Origin of the sequence: Mucilaginibacter aurantiaciroseus (assembly GCF_024055595.1) — a bacterium.
Classification (GTDB): domain Bacteria; phylum Bacteroidota; class Bacteroidia; order Sphingobacteriales; family Sphingobacteriaceae; genus Mucilaginibacter; species Mucilaginibacter aurantiaciroseus.
Genome location: NZ_JAMXOF010000001.1, coordinates 984,692 through 1,002,420 on the forward strand (window position 1 = coordinate 984,692; position 17,729 = coordinate 1,002,420).

27 protein-coding genes and 2 tRNA genes are annotated in these 17,729 nt (G+C 42.0%); 20 read left to right on the forward strand and 9 right to left on the reverse strand.

Annotated features, from left to right (window positions below):
• Window positions 1–3: 3 nt before the first annotated feature.
• The 4 genes from NAF17_RS04540 to NAF17_RS04555 are packed head-to-tail and all read left to right on the forward strand — an operon-like array spanning window position 4 to window position 3,366.
• The gene (locus NAF17_RS04540; RefSeq protein ID WP_252756793.1) at window positions 4–1,206 is read left to right on the forward strand and encodes a molybdopterin molybdotransferase MoeA; all 1,203 of its coding nucleotides are present in this window, start codon (window positions 4–6) and stop codon (window positions 1,204–1,206) included.
• 4 nt (window positions 1,207–1,210) lie between these two features.
• Window positions 1,211–1,690 (forward strand): cyclic pyranopterin monophosphate synthase MoaC, encoded by a 480-nt coding sequence (gene moaC, locus NAF17_RS04545; protein WP_252756794.1) that lies wholly within the window; start codon window positions 1,211–1,213, stop codon window positions 1,688–1,690.
• Window positions 1,671–2,324 carry an NTP transferase domain-containing protein gene (locus NAF17_RS04550; protein WP_252756795.1) on the forward strand — a complete coding sequence of 218 codons (654 nt, stop codon included), beginning with the start codon at window positions 1,671–1,673 and terminating at the stop codon, window positions 2,322–2,324. Before moaC ends, NAF17_RS04550 begins: the two co-directional genes overlap by 20 nt.
• Complete coding sequence (locus tag NAF17_RS04555; RefSeq protein ID WP_252756796.1) at window positions 2,314–3,366, forward strand: HesA/MoeB/ThiF family protein; 1,053 nt, start codon at window positions 2,314–2,316, stop codon at window positions 3,364–3,366. The genes NAF17_RS04550 and NAF17_RS04555 overlap by 11 nt, the downstream gene beginning before the upstream one ends.
• 106 nt (window positions 3,367–3,472) lie before the next feature.
• On the opposite strand, the gene NAF17_RS04560 is transcribed toward NAF17_RS04555, so the two are convergent.
• Window positions 3,473–3,892 (reverse strand): molybdenum cofactor biosynthesis protein MoaE, encoded by a 420-nt coding sequence (locus NAF17_RS04560; protein ID WP_252756797.1) that lies wholly within the window; start codon window positions 3,890–3,892, stop codon window positions 3,473–3,475.
• 1 nt (window position 3,893) lies between these two features.
• Window positions 3,894–4,136 carry a MoaD/ThiS family protein gene (locus tag NAF17_RS04565; protein ID WP_252756798.1) on the reverse strand — a complete coding sequence of 81 codons (243 nt, stop codon included), beginning with the start codon at window positions 4,134–4,136 and terminating at the stop codon, window positions 3,894–3,896.
• 98 nt (window positions 4,137–4,234) lie between these two features.
• Between NAF17_RS04565 and fdhD the strand changes: the two genes are divergently transcribed.
• Genes fdhD through NAF17_RS04580 form a run of 3 tightly spaced genes read left to right on the forward strand, consistent with a single transcriptional unit; the run spans window position 4,235 to window position 7,771 of the window.
• On the forward strand, window positions 4,235–5,110 hold the full coding sequence (gene fdhD / locus NAF17_RS04570; RefSeq protein ID WP_252756799.1) for a formate dehydrogenase accessory sulfurtransferase FdhD: 876 nt from the start codon (window positions 4,235–4,237) through the stop codon (window positions 5,108–5,110).
• Window positions 5,088–5,441 carry a DUF7009 family protein gene (locus NAF17_RS04575; protein ID WP_252756800.1) on the forward strand — a complete coding sequence of 118 codons (354 nt, stop codon included), beginning with the start codon at window positions 5,088–5,090 and terminating at the stop codon, window positions 5,439–5,441. Before fdhD ends, NAF17_RS04575 begins: the two co-directional genes overlap by 23 nt.
• Window positions 5,438–7,771 (forward strand): FdhF/YdeP family oxidoreductase, encoded by a 2,334-nt coding sequence (locus tag NAF17_RS04580; RefSeq protein ID WP_252756801.1) that lies wholly within the window; start codon window positions 5,438–5,440, stop codon window positions 7,769–7,771. Before NAF17_RS04575 ends, NAF17_RS04580 begins: the two co-directional genes overlap by 4 nt.
• A gap of 421 nt (window positions 7,772–8,192) precedes the next feature.
• Here NAF17_RS04580 and NAF17_RS04585 read toward each other — a convergent pair whose 3' ends face one another.
• The gene (locus tag NAF17_RS04585) at window positions 8,193–8,615 is read right to left on the reverse strand and encodes a secondary thiamine-phosphate synthase enzyme YjbQ (protein WP_252756802.1); all 423 of its coding nucleotides are present in this window, start codon (window positions 8,613–8,615) and stop codon (window positions 8,193–8,195) included.
• A 218-nt stretch (window positions 8,616–8,833) separates the two neighbouring features.
• Here NAF17_RS04585 and NAF17_RS04590 point away from each other — a divergent pair, with 218 nt between their 5' ends.
• The 4 genes from NAF17_RS04590 (at window position 8,834) to NAF17_RS04605 (ending at window position 10,224) form a co-directional block, all read left to right on the forward strand.
• Window positions 8,834–8,989 carry a hypothetical protein gene (locus NAF17_RS04590; RefSeq protein ID WP_252756803.1) on the forward strand — a complete coding sequence of 52 codons (156 nt, stop codon included), beginning with the start codon at window positions 8,834–8,836 and terminating at the stop codon, window positions 8,987–8,989.
• Entirely contained in the window at window positions 8,961–9,275 is a 315-nt protein-coding gene (locus tag NAF17_RS04595) for a hypothetical protein (RefSeq protein WP_252756804.1), read from the forward strand. Before NAF17_RS04590 ends, NAF17_RS04595 begins: the two co-directional genes overlap by 29 nt.
• A gap of 289 nt (window positions 9,276–9,564) precedes the next feature.
• On the forward strand, window positions 9,565–9,798 hold the full coding sequence (locus NAF17_RS04600) for a DUF4342 domain-containing protein (protein WP_370340876.1): 234 nt from the start codon (window positions 9,565–9,567) through the stop codon (window positions 9,796–9,798).
• Between the two features lie 123 nt (window positions 9,799–9,921).
• Window positions 9,922–10,224, forward strand: a complete 303-nt coding sequence (locus NAF17_RS04605) for a hypothetical protein (RefSeq protein ID WP_252756805.1) — start codon at window positions 9,922–9,924, stop codon at window positions 10,222–10,224.
• Between the two features lie 73 nt (window positions 10,225–10,297).
• On the opposite strand, the gene NAF17_RS04610 is transcribed toward NAF17_RS04605, so the two are convergent.
• Complete coding sequence (locus NAF17_RS04610; protein ID WP_252756806.1) at window positions 10,298–11,212, reverse strand: Nif3-like dinuclear metal center hexameric protein; 915 nt, start codon at window positions 11,210–11,212, stop codon at window positions 10,298–10,300.
• A 103-nt stretch (window positions 11,213–11,315) separates the two neighbouring features.
• Here NAF17_RS04610 and NAF17_RS18050 point away from each other — a divergent pair, with 103 nt between their 5' ends.
• From NAF17_RS18050 to NAF17_RS18400, 4 genes are all read left to right on the forward strand, one after another.
• Entirely contained in the window at window positions 11,316–11,438 is a 123-nt protein-coding gene (locus NAF17_RS18050) for a hypothetical protein (protein ID WP_256474421.1), read from the forward strand.
• Window positions 11,419–12,168 (forward strand): SDR family NAD(P)-dependent oxidoreductase, encoded by a 750-nt coding sequence (locus tag NAF17_RS04615; protein ID WP_252756807.1) that lies wholly within the window; start codon window positions 11,419–11,421, stop codon window positions 12,166–12,168. The genes NAF17_RS18050 and NAF17_RS04615 overlap by 20 nt, the downstream gene beginning before the upstream one ends.
• A 69-nt stretch (window positions 12,169–12,237) precedes the next feature.
• Window positions 12,238–12,426 (forward strand): TetR/AcrR family transcriptional regulator, encoded by a 189-nt coding sequence (locus NAF17_RS04620; RefSeq protein ID WP_252756808.1) that lies wholly within the window; start codon window positions 12,238–12,240, stop codon window positions 12,424–12,426.
• A 60-nt stretch (window positions 12,427–12,486) separates the two neighbouring features.
• Window positions 12,487–12,690 (forward strand): TetR family transcriptional regulator C-terminal domain-containing protein, encoded by a 204-nt coding sequence (locus tag NAF17_RS18400; RefSeq protein ID WP_440347858.1) that lies wholly within the window; start codon window positions 12,487–12,489, stop codon window positions 12,688–12,690.
• 147 nt (window positions 12,691–12,837) lie between these two features.
• On the opposite strand, the gene NAF17_RS04625 is transcribed toward NAF17_RS18400, so the two are convergent.
• Window positions 12,838–14,022: a nuclease-related domain-containing protein gene (locus tag NAF17_RS04625; RefSeq protein ID WP_252756809.1), complete on the reverse strand. Its 1,185-nt coding sequence runs from the start codon at window positions 14,020–14,022 to the stop codon at window positions 12,838–12,840.
• Between the two features lie 246 nt (window positions 14,023–14,268).
• On the opposite strand from NAF17_RS04625, the gene NAF17_RS04630 reads away from it, so the two are divergent.
• Window positions 14,269–14,838, forward strand: coding sequence for a dihydrofolate reductase family protein (locus tag NAF17_RS04630; RefSeq protein ID WP_252756810.1), 570 nt, complete (start codon window positions 14,269–14,271; stop codon window positions 14,836–14,838).
• Window positions 14,839–14,941: 103 nt separating this feature from the next.
• A complete protein-coding gene (locus tag NAF17_RS04635) occupies window positions 14,942–15,367 on the forward strand; it encodes a VOC family protein (protein ID WP_252756811.1) in 426 nt (141 codons plus the stop codon).
• A gap of 58 nt (window positions 15,368–15,425) precedes the next feature.
• On the opposite strand, the gene NAF17_RS04640 is transcribed toward NAF17_RS04635, so the two are convergent.
• From NAF17_RS04640 to NAF17_RS18055, 3 genes are all read right to left on the reverse strand, one after another.
• Window positions 15,426–15,665: a hypothetical protein gene (locus NAF17_RS04640; RefSeq protein ID WP_252756812.1), complete on the reverse strand. Its 240-nt coding sequence runs from the start codon at window positions 15,663–15,665 to the stop codon at window positions 15,426–15,428.
• 34 nt (window positions 15,666–15,699) lie between these two features.
• The gene (locus tag NAF17_RS04645; protein ID WP_252756813.1) at window positions 15,700–16,059 is read right to left on the reverse strand and encodes a metallophosphoesterase family protein; all 360 of its coding nucleotides are present in this window, start codon (window positions 16,057–16,059) and stop codon (window positions 15,700–15,702) included.
• Window positions 16,060–16,202: 143 nt separating this feature from the next.
• Window positions 16,203–16,328: a hypothetical protein gene (locus NAF17_RS18055; RefSeq protein WP_256474422.1), complete on the reverse strand. Its 126-nt coding sequence runs from the start codon at window positions 16,326–16,328 to the stop codon at window positions 16,203–16,205.
• Between the two features lie 128 nt (window positions 16,329–16,456).
• Here NAF17_RS18055 and NAF17_RS04650 point away from each other — a divergent pair, with 128 nt between their 5' ends.
• From NAF17_RS04650 to NAF17_RS04660, 3 genes are all read left to right on the forward strand, one after another.
• On the forward strand, window positions 16,457–16,939 hold the full coding sequence (locus NAF17_RS04650; protein ID WP_252756814.1) for a regulatory protein RecX: 483 nt from the start codon (window positions 16,457–16,459) through the stop codon (window positions 16,937–16,939).
• A gap of 112 nt (window positions 16,940–17,051) precedes the next feature.
• Window positions 17,052–17,124, forward strand: a tRNA-Gly gene (locus tag NAF17_RS04655).
• 49 nt (window positions 17,125–17,173) lie between these two features.
• Window positions 17,174–17,258: transfer RNA gene (locus NAF17_RS04660), tRNA-Leu, on the forward strand.
• 70 nt (window positions 17,259–17,328) lie between these two features.
• Here the strand turns inward: NAF17_RS04660 and NAF17_RS04665 are convergent.
• Window positions 17,329–17,553 carry a hypothetical protein gene (locus tag NAF17_RS04665; RefSeq protein WP_252756815.1) on the reverse strand — a complete coding sequence of 75 codons (225 nt, stop codon included), beginning with the start codon at window positions 17,551–17,553 and terminating at the stop codon, window positions 17,329–17,331.
• Between the last annotated feature and the right edge of the window lie 176 nt (window positions 17,554–17,729).

Sequence of the window (17,729 nt, forward strand, 5' to 3'; positions counted from 1 at the left end):
TATATGATAACGGTAGAAGAAGCCGAAAAGATAATACTTGCCCAAATAAAAGACTATGGTACAGAAGCCGTTCCTTTTGAGCAGGCTTTAGGCCATGTTTTATCCGAAGACCTAAAAGCAGACCGTGACCTGCCGCCGTATAACCGTGTAACTATGGATGGCATCGCGATAGCATATAAAGCTATTGAACAGGGTATAAGTACCTTTACAATAAAAGCCACCCAGGCAGCAGGTGATAAACCCGTAGATATCGAAGAGGCGAGGGAGTGTGTCGAGATCATGACGGGCGCAGCCTTACCATCAACCGTCGATACCATTATCCGTTATGAAGATCTGGAGATAAAAGAGGGTGTTGCCAGGTTGATTGTCACTAATATCAAGCAAGGCCAAAACATTCACCAAAAAGCGAAAGATAAAAAGAAGGGCGATGTGGTTGCTGCTGCTAATCAATATGTAACTCCTGCTATTATCAGTTTAGCTTCATCGGTAGGGAAAGTAGAGTTATTTGTGAAGAAATTGCCAAAGATGATGATCATATCATCAGGAGATGAGTTGGTTGATGTAGCTGATAATCCATCAACTTACCAGATCCGGCGGTCAAATAATTATACAATTAAAGCCATTTTAAAGCAACAGGGACTGGAAGCAGACATGCTGCACATCCCCGACGACCCAGAAGTAACCAAACAACAAATAGCACATTGCCTGCAAAAGTATGATGTGATACTTCTGAGCGGTGGTATCAGTATGGGTAAGTTTGATTATATACCCCAGGCATTGGAAGATATGGCGGTTAATAAGTTATTCTACAAAGTGCAACAGCGCCCAGGCAAACCTTTCTGGTTTGGCAAGCATGATAATGGTACGCTGGTATTCGCGTTCCCCGGCAACCCGGTAGCTACATTTATGTGTATGCACCGCTATTTTTTATTGTGGTTAAAAGCTACACTCGGCTTGCCGGCAAAACAACCTGTATATGCACAACTGGCTAACGATTATACCTTTTTGCCGCTGCTAAAGTATTTTTTACAGGTAAAGCTTAATTTTACAGCGCAAGGTATCCTATTAGCCACGCCAATAGAAGGCAATGGCTCAGGTGATTTTGTTAACTTAGCTGATACCGATGCTTTTATGGAATTACCTTTAGAACGAAATGACTTTAAAGCAGGAGAGGTATTCAAAGTTCATTTATTTAAATCGGTGTAATCAAATGGTACAAACCTTTAGTCATTTAGATAAAAATAACAACCCATTGATGGTAGACGTGTCCGAAAAGCAGATTACACAACGTACGGCAACTGCGCACAGTATTGTGGTTTTGCCCGATGAGGTTTTGCAACTTTTGTATGATGGCGAACTACAAAGCAAAAAGGGGCCGGTTTTTCAAACAGCGATCATCGCCGGTATTATGGCCGCCAAAAAAACGGGCGACCTGATACCGCTTTGTCACCCGCTGGGGATGGATAACTGTAAGATCACTATTGAATTATCTGCCGGTAATGAAGTGGTAATAGAATGTACGGCAAGCATTAGCGCCAAAACCGGTATTGAGATGGAGGCATTGGTGGGCGCATCCATAGCAGCCCTAACCATTTACGATATGTGCAAGGCCCTAAGCCACGATATTGTGATAAAAGAAACCAAACTGATCTCAAAAACAGGGGGTAAGCGTGACTTTAAACGAGCATAACAATCAAGAGGAATTATCCAAACTGATACCAAAACTGAATGGCTTGGTTCTCGCCGGCGGCAAAAGCACCCGCATGGGCGTTGATAAGGGGGCTATAAACTGGTACGGTAAGGAGCAACGCTACCACATGGCTGACCTGCTCAAGAAACATTGTAACCAGGTTTATATTTCCTGTCGGGACGTGGAGCAGCAAAAGGAGATAGATGCGGAGTATTTGAGTCTGCCCGATACTTTTACCGGCCTTGGGCCTTATGGCGCTATCCTGTCGGCCTTTCGCGAACAGCCCGATGCAGCATGGCTCATTATCGCCTGCGATTTGCCTTTGGTAGATGCCGGGGTGATACAGTATTTGGTAGATAACCGCAACACGGCAACCATCGCCACAGCTTATCAAAGTAACTATCAGGATTTTCCGGAACCATTAATAACTATTTATGAGCCAAAAAGTTACCCTGTTTTACTTCAATTTTTAGCACAGGGATATTCTTGTCCACGTAAGGTGCTTATCAATAGTGATGTCACAATATTAAAGGCTCTCGACTTGGATGCTTTGGCCAATGTAAATACTCCCGAAGAACTGGAGCGCATCAAACGTATCCTTCGTCAAAAAACCACTGCAAGCAATGCATCCTAATTTATCGAGATATAGTTGCCAGGTGGCATTACCGGGCTTTGGCGAACACGCGCAGTATTTGTTGCAACAGGCAAAAGTACTGATAGTAGGTGCCGGCGGTTTAGGTTGCCCTGCTGCTCAATACCTAACCTCAAGCGGGGTGGGTACTATTGGCATTGTCGATTTTGATACCGTATCGGTAAGTAACCTGCACAGGCAGATCTTGTATTGCCCGGATGATGTAGGTAAGTTAAAAGCTGAAGTAGCTTGTAAGCAACTGCAGAAGCAAAACCCGGATGTGAATTTGCTATCATTTACTGATAAAATAACTCCAGCTAACATTTTGCAAATTATTGATGGTTATGATGTTATAGTTGATTGTACCGATAATTTTGAAACAAGGTATTTGCTTAATGATGCCGCGGTTATCTTGGGCAAGCCTTTGGTTTACGGCGCCATCTATCAATATGAAGGACAAGTAGCGGTTTGGAATGTCAAAGATCAAGATGGAAAATCATCACCCAACTATCGTGACCTGTATCCACAGGTAGATGCCTTCCAGATTCCTAATTGTGCCGTGGGTGGGGTTATACCTACCGTCTGCGGAATTATAGGTTGTATGCAGGCTAATGAGGTAATAAAGCTTATTACTAAAACTGGTGAGCAACTTGTTGGCAACGTTTTGATATTTGATGCCCAAACCATGCAAAGCAGGATCATTAAGATAAGCACCTCCACTAAAACAAATATTACGTCTTTACAACAAAGTGCTGATATACCCATCATCTCCGCAGCCGAAACCAAACATGGCTTAGCAAACCACACTATTGAACTAGTAGACATCCGCACCGATCAGGAACGGGATGAATACAACATCGGCGGTATTCACTTTGAACTAAATGAATTGGCAGATAATCTCGATGAATTTAACGCAGGCAAAACCTATGTATTCTACTGTTCCTCAGGAAAAAGAAGCGCGGAAGCTGTAAGGGTACTTCAACAGAAATTGCCTGGGGTGAAGGCATACTCTTTAGATGGTGGTTTGGGTGAGTGGAATAGATAATATGTTATTGAGAGGAACGTAGTGACCTGGTAACATCAGCATATCCCATTGTCCTATGAGATCGCCACGCTATCGCTCGCAATAACATGTGTAATACAAATCCCGGTCACGGATGCGCCGCCACCCAAACTTCCCCATCCTCAAAAAATTCTTTTTTCCAAATAGGTACCGTTTGTTTTAGGGTGTCTATAATATATCGGCAGGCCTCAAAAGCAGCATCCCTGTGCTTGGCTGATACTGCGATTATTACCGGGATCTCAGCAACCTGTAGTGTGCCGGTACGGTGATGGATAAGCACTTTTTGTACGGGCCATCGCTCAAAAACCAGTTCAGATATCTTTTGCATTTCTTTGATAGCCATTGGTTTATAGGCTTCAAATTCAAGTTTTAATACCGTTCGGCCTTTGGTGGCATTACGCACCGTACCAATAAAAACATCGATTCCGCCAGAGTCTGGCGACATCACCCAATCGATGCACTGTTGGATGTTTAACAGTTCGGAATGTATTTCTATCTGGGTTTGCATATTATCCTCCACTAACCGGTGGTATTATCGCCACCTCGTCGTGCACTGTTAAAATCCCGTCGTCTTCCGCATATTCATTATTCACTGCTACCATATAACTGGCCAGTTTTTTCAGTCGCGGATATTGCGTTTCTAAGTGACTTTTCAAATCAGCAGTAGTAGCAGCTTCTGCTAACTTTACCTTTATCCACGCCCTCCCGAATATATCTTTGGCAATGCCGAACGCGAGTATGGTAATCTCCATTATGCAAATATGCAACAATCTTGTTCATAACATAAATTAACCCTCCTGGGTTGATATAAAATCAGAACAATTTTTACTGCCGAATTGTATATTTGATTATGGCCAACAACGCTGTTCAAAATATTCGGGTTACGCGGGTTACCGATGCCAATACAGAAGACGTTTTGGATGCCATCGCGATAGAGGAACCCTTAGAGATCCGCCTGGAATATGGGGCCGCAGGAGAGCGTAAAGTGCAGAATATTTCGGTTACTATGCGTACACCTGGCAACGATGCTGAATTGGCTACCGGCTTTCTATTCACCGAGGGCATCATCAAAAATATCTCAGCAATACAAACTGCTGAACATTGTTTTATAACCTGTGCCGAAAACAGGGAGAATGTGATACAGGTTTCGCTATCAGAAAGCATCACCCCAAATCTGCAAAATACCGAACGTAACTTCTACACCACATCAAGTTGCGGGGTTTGCGGTAAGGGTTCTATAAACGCTATACGTACCGTAAGTAATTATGCTGATGTGCAATTAGATAAAAACTTTATCTCAACTGATATATTAACCGAATTGCCCGATAAATTACGACAACATCAAAAGGTTTTTGCCGATACAGGCGGGTTGCACGCTTCGGCATTGTTTACACCTCAAGGAGAATTACTGTCCGTTCGCGAGGACGTGGGCAGGCATAATGCTTTAGATAAGTTGATCGGTGCGGCAATCAAACAATATTGCTTGCCGTTAAATAATACCATATTATTATTAAGCGGCAGGGCCAGTTTCGAATTGGTACAAAAAGCGGCCATGGCTGGTATTAATATCATCGCTGCAGTTGGTGCGCCATCGAGTTTGGCAGTACAATTAGCACAGGAATTTAACATTACACTTGCCGGTTTTTTACGTGGGCAACGCTTTAATATTTATACCGCGCCACAGCGCATTCTAATATCAAGTTATGAAAATTCGGATCAAAAATAACGGATTAAGATATAGGCTAACCCGCAACGAGGTAGCGACGTTTGCCAACGAGGGCATCTTTAAAGAAAAGGTGCAAATTGGCGATGGTGCGCTTATTTATATTCTGCAACGCACGGCTGAAGATCAACTTTCAGCATCATTTAAAAATAACATCATAACCATGCTGGTGCCCGAAAAGTTGGCCGATGAATGGACAAATACAGATCAGGTTGGGTTTGAACACAAAATGGATGATCTGCACCTGTTAGTAGAAAAAGATTTTACCTGCCTCGATGAGGTTGAAGAAGACCAAAGCGATAATTACCCTAACCCTTTAGCGGCAAAGCGATGAGTAAAGAAACCAAAGAACAACCAGCTGCAGAAAACCCCGAAACGCTGCATAAGCTAACGGTTAGTCAGCCTAAAAAATGGGCTGCAGGTATCCCTGCTGTGGCAGCGTCTTTTGCGGATATTTTGGAAGAAACGGGTGCTGTACGTGGCCCGCTTGCGTTATTTAAAATGAACCAAAAAGGTGGGTTCGATTGCTCCAGCTGTGCCTGGCCCGATCCGGATGATGACCGATCGCCAATTGCAGAATATTGCGAGAATGGTGCCAAGGCATTGGCTGAGGAAGCAACTACTAAGAAACTAACGCCGGATTTTTTCGCCCAAAACTCCGTTGCCGATCTGTCTAAGCTGGACGATATGACCATTGGTAAAAACGGCCGTATTGCGCAACCTATGTACCTGCCAAAAGGGGCAACACATTATCAACCGATAAGCTGGTACGATGCTTTTCATAAGATTGGTAATAAATTGAATAGCCTGGCATCGCCAAACGAAGCCACATTTTATACATCTGGTCGTACCAGTAACGAGGCATCTTTCGTTTACCAGCTTTTTGTGCGCGAATTTGGTACCAACAACATGCCCGACTGCTCAAACATGTGCCATGAATCTACCAGTGTGGCACTTGCCGAGGTTATAGGGATAGGTAAAGCTACGGTCACGTTAAACGATTTTTACGATTCGGAAGTGATTATCATTATGGGTCAAAATCCCGGTACAAATAGTCCAAGGATGCTCACCGCATTGGAAAAAGCCAAGAAAAATGGCTCTAAGATCATCGCCATAAATCCTTTGCACGAGGCCGGGTTAATGGGTTTTAAAAATCCGCAGTCGTTAACCGGTATTATGGGGATTACTACCCAACTGGCAGATTTGTACCTGCAGGTGCAAATAAATGGCGATATGGCCCTTTTAAAGGCCTTAGAGAAGCTTTTGTATGATGCCGAACAGCAAGAGCCAGGAAAAGTATTTGATCGCGAATTTATCGGTAAAAGTACCGTTGGATACGATGAGTTTATTAAGGGTGTAAAAGATTTTGATGTAGAGGCCCTTTGCAACACCGCGGGTGTACCCTTTGACCAGGTTAAACAAGCTGCCGAATTGCTTAAATACAAAAGCAAGATCATTATTTGCTGGGCAATGGGTATTACACAGCAAAAAAATGGAGTGGACACGGTTAAAGAGATCGTTAACCTTACACTGCTAAAGGGTAGCGTTGGTAAAGCCGGTGCCGGTTTATGCCCCGTACGCGGGCACAGTAATGTGCAGGGCAACCGTACCATGATGATATGGGATAAACCCAAAAAGAAACAGTTGGCTAAACTGAAAGAGATATATGGTTTTACCCCGCCGCAAGAGCATGGCTATGATGTGGTCGATTCTATAAAAGCTATGCATTTGGGTAAACTTAAAGTATTCTTCGCGATGGGGGGGAATTTCATTTCGGCGACGCCGGATACCACATTTACTGCAGAAGCTATGCGCAAATTAGAATTAAGCGTGCATGTATCAACCAAGTTAAACCGCAGCCATTTGGTGCATGGCGAAGAAGCGATAATACTGCCTACGCTTGCCCGCAGCGATAAGGATGTTGTAAATGGAGAAGATCAATTCATTAGTTGCGAAAATTCGATGGGGGTGGTACAAATGTCGAAAGGGATCTTAGACCCTGTTTCTAAGGAATTGCTCAACGAAACACAGATAGTTTGTGAACTGGCCAAAGCAACCTTAAAAAACCGCACGGTTGTAGATTGGGGCAGGTTTGCCAACAGCTACGATGCTATTCGCGATGATATTGGTAAGGTGATATCGGGATTTGAAAATTATAACCAGCGGGTGCGCCTGCCGGGTGGGTTTTACCTGCCCAATGCCGCGCGCGAGGGGAAGTTTGAGACCGAAACCTTTAAAGATAAAGCGCCATTCACGGTAACGCAGTTGCCTGATCATGTTATGGCAGATGATGAGTATATGATGACCACCATTCGCAGCCACGACCAGTTTAACACTACCATATACGGTATGGAAGACCGATACCGCGGTATCCACAATGAGCGCCGGGTAATTTTTATGAACCCCAAAGACATTGCTAAAGCCGGTTTTATGCAGGGAGATAAGGTGGATCTTTTCAACTATTACGATGATATTGAACGTGTTGCACGCCTGTTCATCATTGTGCCTTACAATATACCTGAGCGTAATACGGCAACCTATTACCCAGAAGGAAACGTTTTAGTGCCGATAAACAGCGTAGCCTTAAAAAGCAATTGCCCTACAAGCAAATTGGTGTTTATTAAGATTAGGAAACATGAGGGTATTTCAACTTTGTCATCCTAAGCGGTAGCGAAGGATCTATTACCGAACTTTGTAATCGGAATGCATGGTGGCGAATAGATACTTCAAACGTTCAGCATGACAAAAAAAGCAGTTTATTCGTAAAAGTTAAGCTGTTTTTGGCAATTGATGATCTCTACTAAATCCATTTCAAAGTTTGTTAGTGTGATACAAAGTTCACAAAAATGCGGCCATACGTGAGGTGGTATTGCGGCGGATTTAGGTCTTTTTACGACATTTTTTTGACGGAGTCCAATCTTTAGAATGACTGATTTTTTCCGTGTTTAAAATGTATTATAAATAATTATTTTGAAAGTGTGGTGGCATCATTTTGTCAGTATGGTAAAATTTAAAATGTTAGTTATTAAGTAATTACAAATATATGCGTGTGTTCGCAAACGTGAACGTGAACATTTTGTGTGTTTTAGTCGCCCCAGGCAGTGATCATTAATCGCCTTGTGCCGCCATGGTTGCGGTGTTCGCATAAATAGATGCCCTGCCAGGTGCCAAGAGCCAGTCGGCCATTTCGAATTGGGATTTGGACTGAGCAACCCAGCATTGCGGCCTTCAGGTGCGCGGGCATATCATCAGAGCCCTCATCGTCGTGGCGGTAATCGGGGTCGTTCTCGGGTACTGCTTTATTAAAATACATTTCAAAATCCTGCCTTACGGTTGGGTCGGCATTTTCGTTGATGCTAAGCGAGGCGGAAGTGTGCTGGATAAACACTTGGCAAATCCCAATTTTGATCTGCGATAACTCCGGTATGGCATTTAATACCTCATAAGTGATTATATGGAAGCCACGGTGCTTTTGAGGAATGTCGAGTGTTTGTTGAAATATTTTCATAACGGCAATAATATAAGTAATACTACAAACCGCGGGCCTACAAGTTCTTAAAAAGGGCTTTTTTAGTACTATATATGTAGTATTTTGCCATTAAAATGCAGTATATCAGTTTTGTGTGAGGTATATTTCAAAATCAAAACCTATGTGAAGCGTTTTCCCCTAACCATTATCCTGCTTGTTTTTTGTACTATGGCTGCTCGGCACAAAGTATCCACCAGTTGATTGACTCAGCTCGTCATAACAAACAAAAAGACTTTGCTAAGGTGATCTCTTTCTCTACAAAGGCATACTACAAAGCAAAAGCCGCAAAAGAAACCAAACTGGAAGCCGAAAGCGCTTTTGTACGTGGCATGGGCAATTACCTTTCTGGGTAAATATGATGAATGCCTTCGCTGGTATTTTAAATCAAAACCGCTTTACACTACTGTAAAAGAAACTGCAGGCCTTGCCGAACTGTATTCGGATACTACCATTTTTTACTTGCGGGTAAAGAAATTTAAAGAGGCGGATGAGGTAAATAAAAAGGCAATTCAACGTACGGAAATTACAGGGAATGAAAAAATGCTGCCCACGGCGGTCAATAACCGCGGATTAATGTTTTTAAATGACAATAAGCTGGACAGTGCCGTTGTGTATTTCAAAAACAGCAATAGGCTTTAACAAAACATTAACGATAAGGTAGGGATGTGCTACAGCCTTGATTACCTCAGCTGAAAAAGACCTCGAAGCTATTTACCTGCTCACCGAAACCGCTAATGAATATTTGTAAGAAAAGGGTTACGAGCATATTGCCCGTATGGATATCCCCGATGCTGTAAAAGAATCGCAGGAATTTACATACGTTTGCCTGGAGTCGGCTACGGCTATGCAAAAATCGTTACATTAAATACTTGTAACTTACTGGTTAGTAGTGTATTTAATTAATATAATAAAGAAATAAACATTTAGCATCCACGGTAAAGAACTTGTAAACAAGATAAAGGAGCTTGTTGAAGAAGGCAATATCAACAACATTACCATAAGCGATAAACACGGTAAAGAGTTAATGAGTTTCCCGTTAAATATTGGTATGGTTGCCGTAGTATTGGCGCAGGTATTGGCAGCAGCTGGGGCCATGGCAATATTTGTTGGCGAATGCAGTTTAATTATTAAACGTGACGTAGATGAAGAAGAAATTAAATAACATATTGTTAATGATTATTTAAATTGATATTTGCTTTATTCGCATAGAAATTTAGATAGAAATTTAAAATATCTGAAACAACTTCTAAAAGCGTTTGTCATTATATTATAATCTTAAAGCGATATGGTAATCTTAAAAGTAGGTACAGAAAACGGACCGGAACAGCATGTTGAAATTGTAAGTGAAAGAGGTGTTTGGGGTAGCGGGGCATATAAAATATTTGCCGCCAAATTCCTGAGCAGGTTATCTTACAAAGACGCACCTAAAGAGCCAACAGATAGCAACGACCCCAACTTCTTGGGCGAAATCAGCATAGACAAGGAACAAGAAAAATGGGAATACAAAGGTACCAAGCTAAAGATCACCGAACTGAAAAAGATAGTTGATTTTATATTCGACTATAACGCGCCAGACGCGGTTTATTAATAGTCGTTAATTTTTAAAATATACCTGCGGGTATTTATCTTACTTTTAAGTAGGTTAAGTACCCGCGTTTTTATTACATCCAGGTAAAAGGGTCGCCCGATTTGATGTGCGATATTTTTACACCGGCAAGTTTTGGCTGCAGCCATTCCACAAAATAATCCATACCTGGGTCTTCGCTAAAGTTATGGCCCAGAATAATGAGCGAGATCTTAGAACCAAATAACCGCGCGTCGCGGATGTACTCGGCAGTTTCCCATTCAGATAGTTCGCCCACGATGAGCACATCCGGTTTATCGCGCTCAGAAAAATCGACCTGCATTTTACCACCGGATGCGCCGGGCAGGTAAGTAATGCGGCTGCAGGGCTGTTTCAGATCGCCTATGATACGCAGGTGCGCAATACCTAACGATGTTTTTACATGCTGAACCAATGCCCCCAAGTTTGTTTGCGGGATAGTTAGGGTAGGGCTGTCGCTTTTAAAATAGGGCAGCCAGTTTAGTTTCTTCATAGAGCCGTACTCAACAGCATCGGGTTTAAGGTTGTGGATATAATCGTGAAAACGCCAAATGGTAATGCCATACTTTTTAAGCAGGGCTTGTTTTTGTTTTACGACGCTGTTGTCCTTCACCCAATTTGGGTCATCTAAATGGTTATAAAAGGTAGGCTCGTGGGCGATGATGAAATTTGCACCAAGTTTTGCCGTTTGTTTGATCACGTCAACCGTAGCAAACATGGTGGTTACGATCCCCGTAACAATTGTATTGCCATCACCCGATTTAAAGGTATCAACAGTATTGGGGATAGGCAAGAGGTTACCTTCCTTCAGGATCAGATCTATCACCTGCCGCACCGTATATTGCTTTTGTGCCGATAGTAAACCGTGCGCAAAGGCGGGCTTCATAGACAATAAGGCTAAACCCCCGGCAGAGATTGCCGATGCGGTGATGAATTTTCTGCGGGTAATTGTTGTTTTGCTTGGCTTGTTCATAGTTATGTTGATACTATAACGCAATATATTAAATCTATGTTATTAGTTTATAATTATTAGGCTCCATATCAACAGCGGAACGCTTTTTTGCTATTAAAATATTATGGAAAATTCAGGTAATTTTTTAACAGCAACCGGCCCGCAAGATGGTGATAACCTTTCTGTGGCGGGCGGCATCTATCGCATACTGGTGAGCGGTAAGCAAAATGAAAAAGTTAGAAAATAAAGTAGCAGTAGTAACCGGCGCCTTTAAAGGTATTGGCGCGGGCATAGCAAAAAGCCTTGCAGCAGCAGGCGCGTCGGTAGTAGTAAACTATTCGTCGTCAAAAGCAGGCGCCGATAAAGTGGTTGACGAGATTGTAGCGGCAGGTGGTAAAGCCATCGCGGTGCAGGCAAGCGTAATCAGCACGGCTGACGTAACCCGTTTGTTTGAAGAAACCACCAAAGCATTTGGCCCTACAGATATACTGGTGAACAACGTCGGTATATATGAATTTGGACCCATTGACCAGATCACTGAGGAACATTTTCACAAACAGTTTGATACCAACGTACTTGGTTTATTGTTAACCATAAAGGCCGCCGTAGCAAACTTTAATACAAATGGTGGCAGCATCATCAATATTGGGTCGGTGGTGAGTGCTATTACCCCGGTAGGAAGTGCTGTATACAGCGCTACAAAAGGTGCTGTTGACGCCATTACCCACGTGTTGGCAAAAGAGCTTGGCCCTAAAAACATCAGGGTGAACTCGATTAACCCGGGTATGGTAGAAACCGAAGGCATGCACACCGCGGGCTTTATCGGTAGCGATTTCCACCACGAAGCGGTTAAAACCACACCATTGGGCCGTATCGGTCAGCCGGAAGATATCGCTTTGATCGCGGTTTTCCTTGCGTCGGAAGATTCTCGTTGGTTAACCAACGAAACACTGCTTGCAGGTGGCGGTGTAAGATAATCCCCGCGTTTTAAATAAGTATTTTAAAATGAATAGCTTTGCTTATTATTAAGCAAGGCTATTTCTGTTATGGCAAGAACGAAAGATTTTGATGAGGATGCAGTGCTGAAGAAAGCGGTTGACCTTTTTTGGTTAAAGGGGTATAATGCTACGTCTATGCAGGATCTGGTGGACGGGCTAGGCATCAGCCGATCCAGTTTGTACGATACCTACGGCGACAAGCATTCGCTGTTTATTAAAGCGTTGGAGAGCTACTAGCGCACCAATACCGGCAAGTTTGTAACGATTATTGAAGGTGGCAAATCTGCAAAGGAAACCATAAAAGCCCTGCTGAAATTTATTTCCGATAACCTACTGGACGATAAAAGCCAGAAAGGCTGCTTTATTGTAAATGCCGAGGTAGAGGTAGCCCTGCACGACAAGGAAGTGGGCGACATGATTCAAAAAAATGACCAGAATGTGGAAGACGCTTTTTTCCGTGTGATCCAAAAAGGGCAGGAGAGCGGCGAGATATCCAACTAACAAGACGCCCGTGCCTTAGCCCGTTTTATATTCAATACCGTAAAAGGCATCTAGGTAACAACAAAATCGACCATCGAGCGAGCCGTTTTTGATGATATAATTAGCTTGGCGGTAGGTGTGTTGGGGTAGAGGGGGTGTAGTGATGACTTATTTTCCAATTGCTTTTAGTAAATAATTAGCTATTGTTTGTGTTTCTCCGCTTTTAAAACACGGACTTAAATAACTTATGTAGCTAAATAAATTATTTACCGTCAATATTTTAACATCTTGAAACTCTTCAATTGGCTTATGATTTGTGAATACTATTAAGTTTTTTACGGGAATTTTTCTATCTCCCCAATGATGTTTGTTTAAGTTTAATTTATTCCTCGAAACTCCTCCATTCAACACTGTAGATAAAGCGAACCTTGCTCTTTTTATTTGATGAACAGGTGAATGCAGGCTTAAATTTGCTAATGAGCGTTTACTCCAATTTTTGGTTTCAATTAGAAAAACCCCGGAGGGAGATACCAAAATATGATCGATTTGTACCGATTTTATATAATCATTTTCGTATCTATTATAAAGGGGTTTATTAAATATAAGGTTGAAGTCATTTATTAGAATGTGATCGTCCGATAATCGCTTTAATTCTTTAACCACTTCATGCTCCCCTAAAGCACCGTAAATCGAATTATTTATTTGATCGACTATCTCTTTTCTTCTATCTATTTCTTGTAGATGTGTATAACCGCTTTGCAATACGGCTTCTTTAAAAAGTGTGACGATAAATTGGTGACGCTTACTTTTAATGTTTTGGATCTTCACAAAATCCTTAATTGAATTTTGAACTTTAAATTTAAAAGAGAGTTTGCTAAATTGAATTTTGAACTTAAATTCGCTTTTTTTAAAATAGTTGACAACCGAACCTATATAATTGGAATGAGCTACCGGCAAATTATCTAATCGTTGTTTCAGTTTCTCCTGCTTCAACAATAACTGCTGTTCAACTTCATTTTTTGTGCTGTCAATTACACTGAGAATTTGGATTAATTCGTCGCTTAATGTATTTTGTTCTTGCTCTATCAAGATTTCATGATTAGCGACAATTTGTTGACGGTCAGCAGTGTAACTGTTCTGAAAATTAATCAATTCAGTAATCGACTTGTATTCATTCACATTGTGCATTTCCAAGTGTGATTTCACCGCCGTCAAACAACCTATTTGATTATAAACCTTACACATATCGTCTTTAACAATTAACGAAAAGCTAATGTAAAAGAATAATTGTTTATTTTTTGCCTTTGTTGATGTTGTTGCCAATAAACCGCTATGCCAATCTACTTTAATCACTTAGTAAACGTCAATTTTTAGACTTGTCTAAAAATTGAATATTTGAATATCAAATATTTATAAAAACATGAATGTGTGTTCACATCGTGAACGTGAACATTTTTTAGCCTATAGTCGGTTTTATCACCACACCATATCACTACCATCCACACGTCGCAAATCACCCTTTTATTGTCATAAATACACCTCACGCGCTTCGCCTGTTCATTCTATCTTTGAATTATCAAAACAAACTAAAAATACAACATGAGAAAGATCAGGATTTTTGAACATATCTCGCTGGATGGTGTGATCGAACATGACGGGAATTACACCTACGGCGCATGGACTACACCATACCGCAGCCCTGCCGGTGCGGCAATGCTTTTTGATGCATACGGACCGGATTTCGACCTATTGCTTGGCCGCCAAACTTATGATATATTCAGCAATTTTTGGCCTAATGCCGGAGATTTCCCGATGGCAAATGCTATAAACGCAGCAACCAAACACATCGTTACCCACCGGCCCGACAGCTTGGAATGGGGGCCGGTACAGAGCGTGGGTGAAGATATCGTAGCGGGTATTCGTGATCTCAAATCATCCGATGGCCCCGACCTGATCGTGTTGGGAAGTTCTACGCTTACATCCGTTTTACTCGCCGAAGGACTTGCCAATGAAGTTGTACTCATTATTTACCCGGTTTTGCTTGGTAAAGGAAAACGCTTATTTGGTGAAGACTTCGATGCGCGAAAACTTGAATTTGTGAGTTCGCAAAGTACCCCTACAGGTTTGTTGCTTAATACTTATAAGCACCTTGGCGCGCTTAAAGAGTAGTTATTGTATCAGGAAATTAGTAACATTCGTTTTTTTTAGTATATTTAAATCAATACTATATACTGGAGCTACTTTTAATTTAATCAATAAAAAAATTAAAATTATGCCACTCATTAATCCCCACATTAACTTCAACGGAAACGCTGAAAGAGCATTTACTTTCTACAGATCGGTATTTGGCGGCGAGTTCACGAAAGTTATCCGTTTTAAAGACCTTGCAAGTAACGAGTTCCCGGTAGCGGAACATGAAGAAAACAAGATCATGCATATTGCCTTACCCATAGGTAACGGTAGTGTGCTGATGGCAAACGATGTCCCCGAAGTTTTGGGCCGGACAAACGAAAACGAGAACCGAAGCAAAATTGTGATTTCTGCAGAAAGCAAAGAAGAAGTCGATAAGTTATTTAACGGCCTTTCTGTGGGTGGGGATATAGAAGGACCAATTTGCGATAGCCCATGGGGTACCTATTTTGGTATTTTTAGGGACCAATACGGCATTGAGTGGATGGTGGAGTTTGACTCTGAATAAAATTTAGTAAATCAGTTTATAAAAGCCAGACGGAGGGATACGCCTGGCTTTAAATGCTTTAGTAGTTTATATAACGCTCATCAAAACTACCGTCGGAGTATAGGTCGATAAGGCCAAAGCCGGGAGCGGTTTCGCGTCGGTTGCCTTCCCACCACGCGCCGGATACCGCGCCATCACATATATAAGTTACGTTGTTGTAAACCAGTTTTTCGCGCAGATGAATATGGCCACTCAGGCAAAGTTTAAAGTTGGGATGCTTGTAAAACAGCTTAATTATCTTCGAGGTGGTGGTATGCATATCGCCGCCATATATTGTCCATTTGTTTACAATATCATCTTGGATCAGGTTCGTAGCTGTAAGTATCGGGATATGTGATAAGATGAGTACTGGGGTAGTGTTGCCGGTGTTTTTTCAATTCCTGCTTCAGCCTGTTAAATTGCTCATCGCCAAATCTGCCTATGTACCAGATATCTTCCACGTTTAGGCGAACCCTATCCAGAACGATGACATTCCAGTCGTTCTTTTGCATGCTGTAGTAGGGCCTGGTCAGTTGTAACTGATCCATCGAATACTTTTTGCAGTAAAGCGTCTGCCCTTTGTCGTTCTCGTTCCACCAGATGTCGTGGTTGCCAAGCAGTATTTTACCGGGATGTTGCATTCGCTTGTCATAATGCCCTTCATCAGTTTCCATTGCTCATCAATGGTAGCCACGTTCTCTTTATTCATATCAAAAACCACGTCACCACCGTTCAGGATTAAGTCTGCTTTTGGCGATTGCTTCTGTACATTATGCAGACACTTTTCGAACCTTTTAGGTGCGTCAAATTTGTTTTTTTAGTGGATATCCGTTAAATGCGCTATCCGCAAAACAGACCTTCTATCTGCCGCAGCCGCCGGAAGTATTAATGCAGGGGTTAACAATAACCCGCCAATATTTTTTAATACAGCTCTTCTTTCCATAATGTTTCAATTGCAAATACAATGTGCAAACTTAATCTTGGGGTTTTAAGTTAATGTTAACTGGTTGTGAGGAAAGGCTTTTGATTCGGATTTTAATTTTAGTATAATTTTATCCATTTTTGACTGGAATGGACGCCCCTAAAAAAATAAGAATTACCGATGTAAATGTTGGCATGGCAAAGGCCGAAAATTACTGTGCCTACCAGGAGCGTTCGCAACAGGAGGTGCGCAATAAACTTTATGATTTAGGCTTGTGGACGGATGCTGTCGAAAATATAATTAGCCGTTTAATTGAAGAAAATTATTTAAATGAGGAGCGCTTTGCCAAAGCCTACGCGAAGGGGAAATTCAACCAGAAAGCCTGGGGTAAAATCAAGATAAAACAGGGTCTCAAATTGAAAAATGTATCGCCGGTACTGATAAAAAAGTCGCTTTTGCAGATAGATGCAAGCGATTACATGGGAACCCTTATACGTTTATTAGAGAAAAAAGCGGTTACCTTGCCCGAGAAAGACCCTTACAAACGCAGGTATAAACTACAGCAGTATGCTTTAAGCCGCGGTTTTGAAACGGAGCTTACCGTTGAGGTTTTGAAAAACAGTGAGTTATAAAAAAGTTTTAAAAAAGTTTAATATTTACTTGCAGAACGTTCATTTCTGTCTATATTTGCACTCCCGCAAACGCACTAAGGCTTACGCCAAATGTTATGCAGGAAATACCAATGCGAAAGTAGCTCAGTTGGTAGAGCACGACCTTGCCAAGGTCGGGGTCGCGAGTTCGAATCTCGTCTTTCGCTCAAATCCCTTTCTTACAGAAGGGATTTATTGTTAAATGATTAATCGCCTGCTCAGATGGTGGAACTGGTAGACACGCAGGACTTAAAATCCTGTTCCCGTTAAAGGAGTGCGGGTTCGATTCCCGCTCTGAGTACTAAAGCCCGATGCATGTCCGCATCGGGCTTTTTTTTAATAAGGAGCAAATTCCGCCCAGCATTGCAGCTTTAAATTACCGCCACAGCTTCTGCCACTGCCACCCCAACCACCTCCATGGCCTCTGCAATGTGCAGTGCCACCACCATGGCCGGAATTGATATAGCGTAAATGGCGGTTTTGGTAGATCTTTTCTTCCAAAAAGCTTTTGAATACCCCTTCCGCATTAGCGTCAACCGTGTTTTGATCACAACAGCCTCTAACGCCGCTCCAACTGCCAGAACGTGCTTCCTCAATTCTAATAATATCAGATGTTTTATACTCGGCTATCTTTGGGTCCAGCCTTACTAATTCTAATAATTCGTCTGCACTGTCATTAGCCTTAACAACGGTTTCGTGCTTTTCCAGATTTTATTCCATGATTTTATGCTTAGTTTGTTTAGCATCAAAATTACAGCTTTATAATAATTGT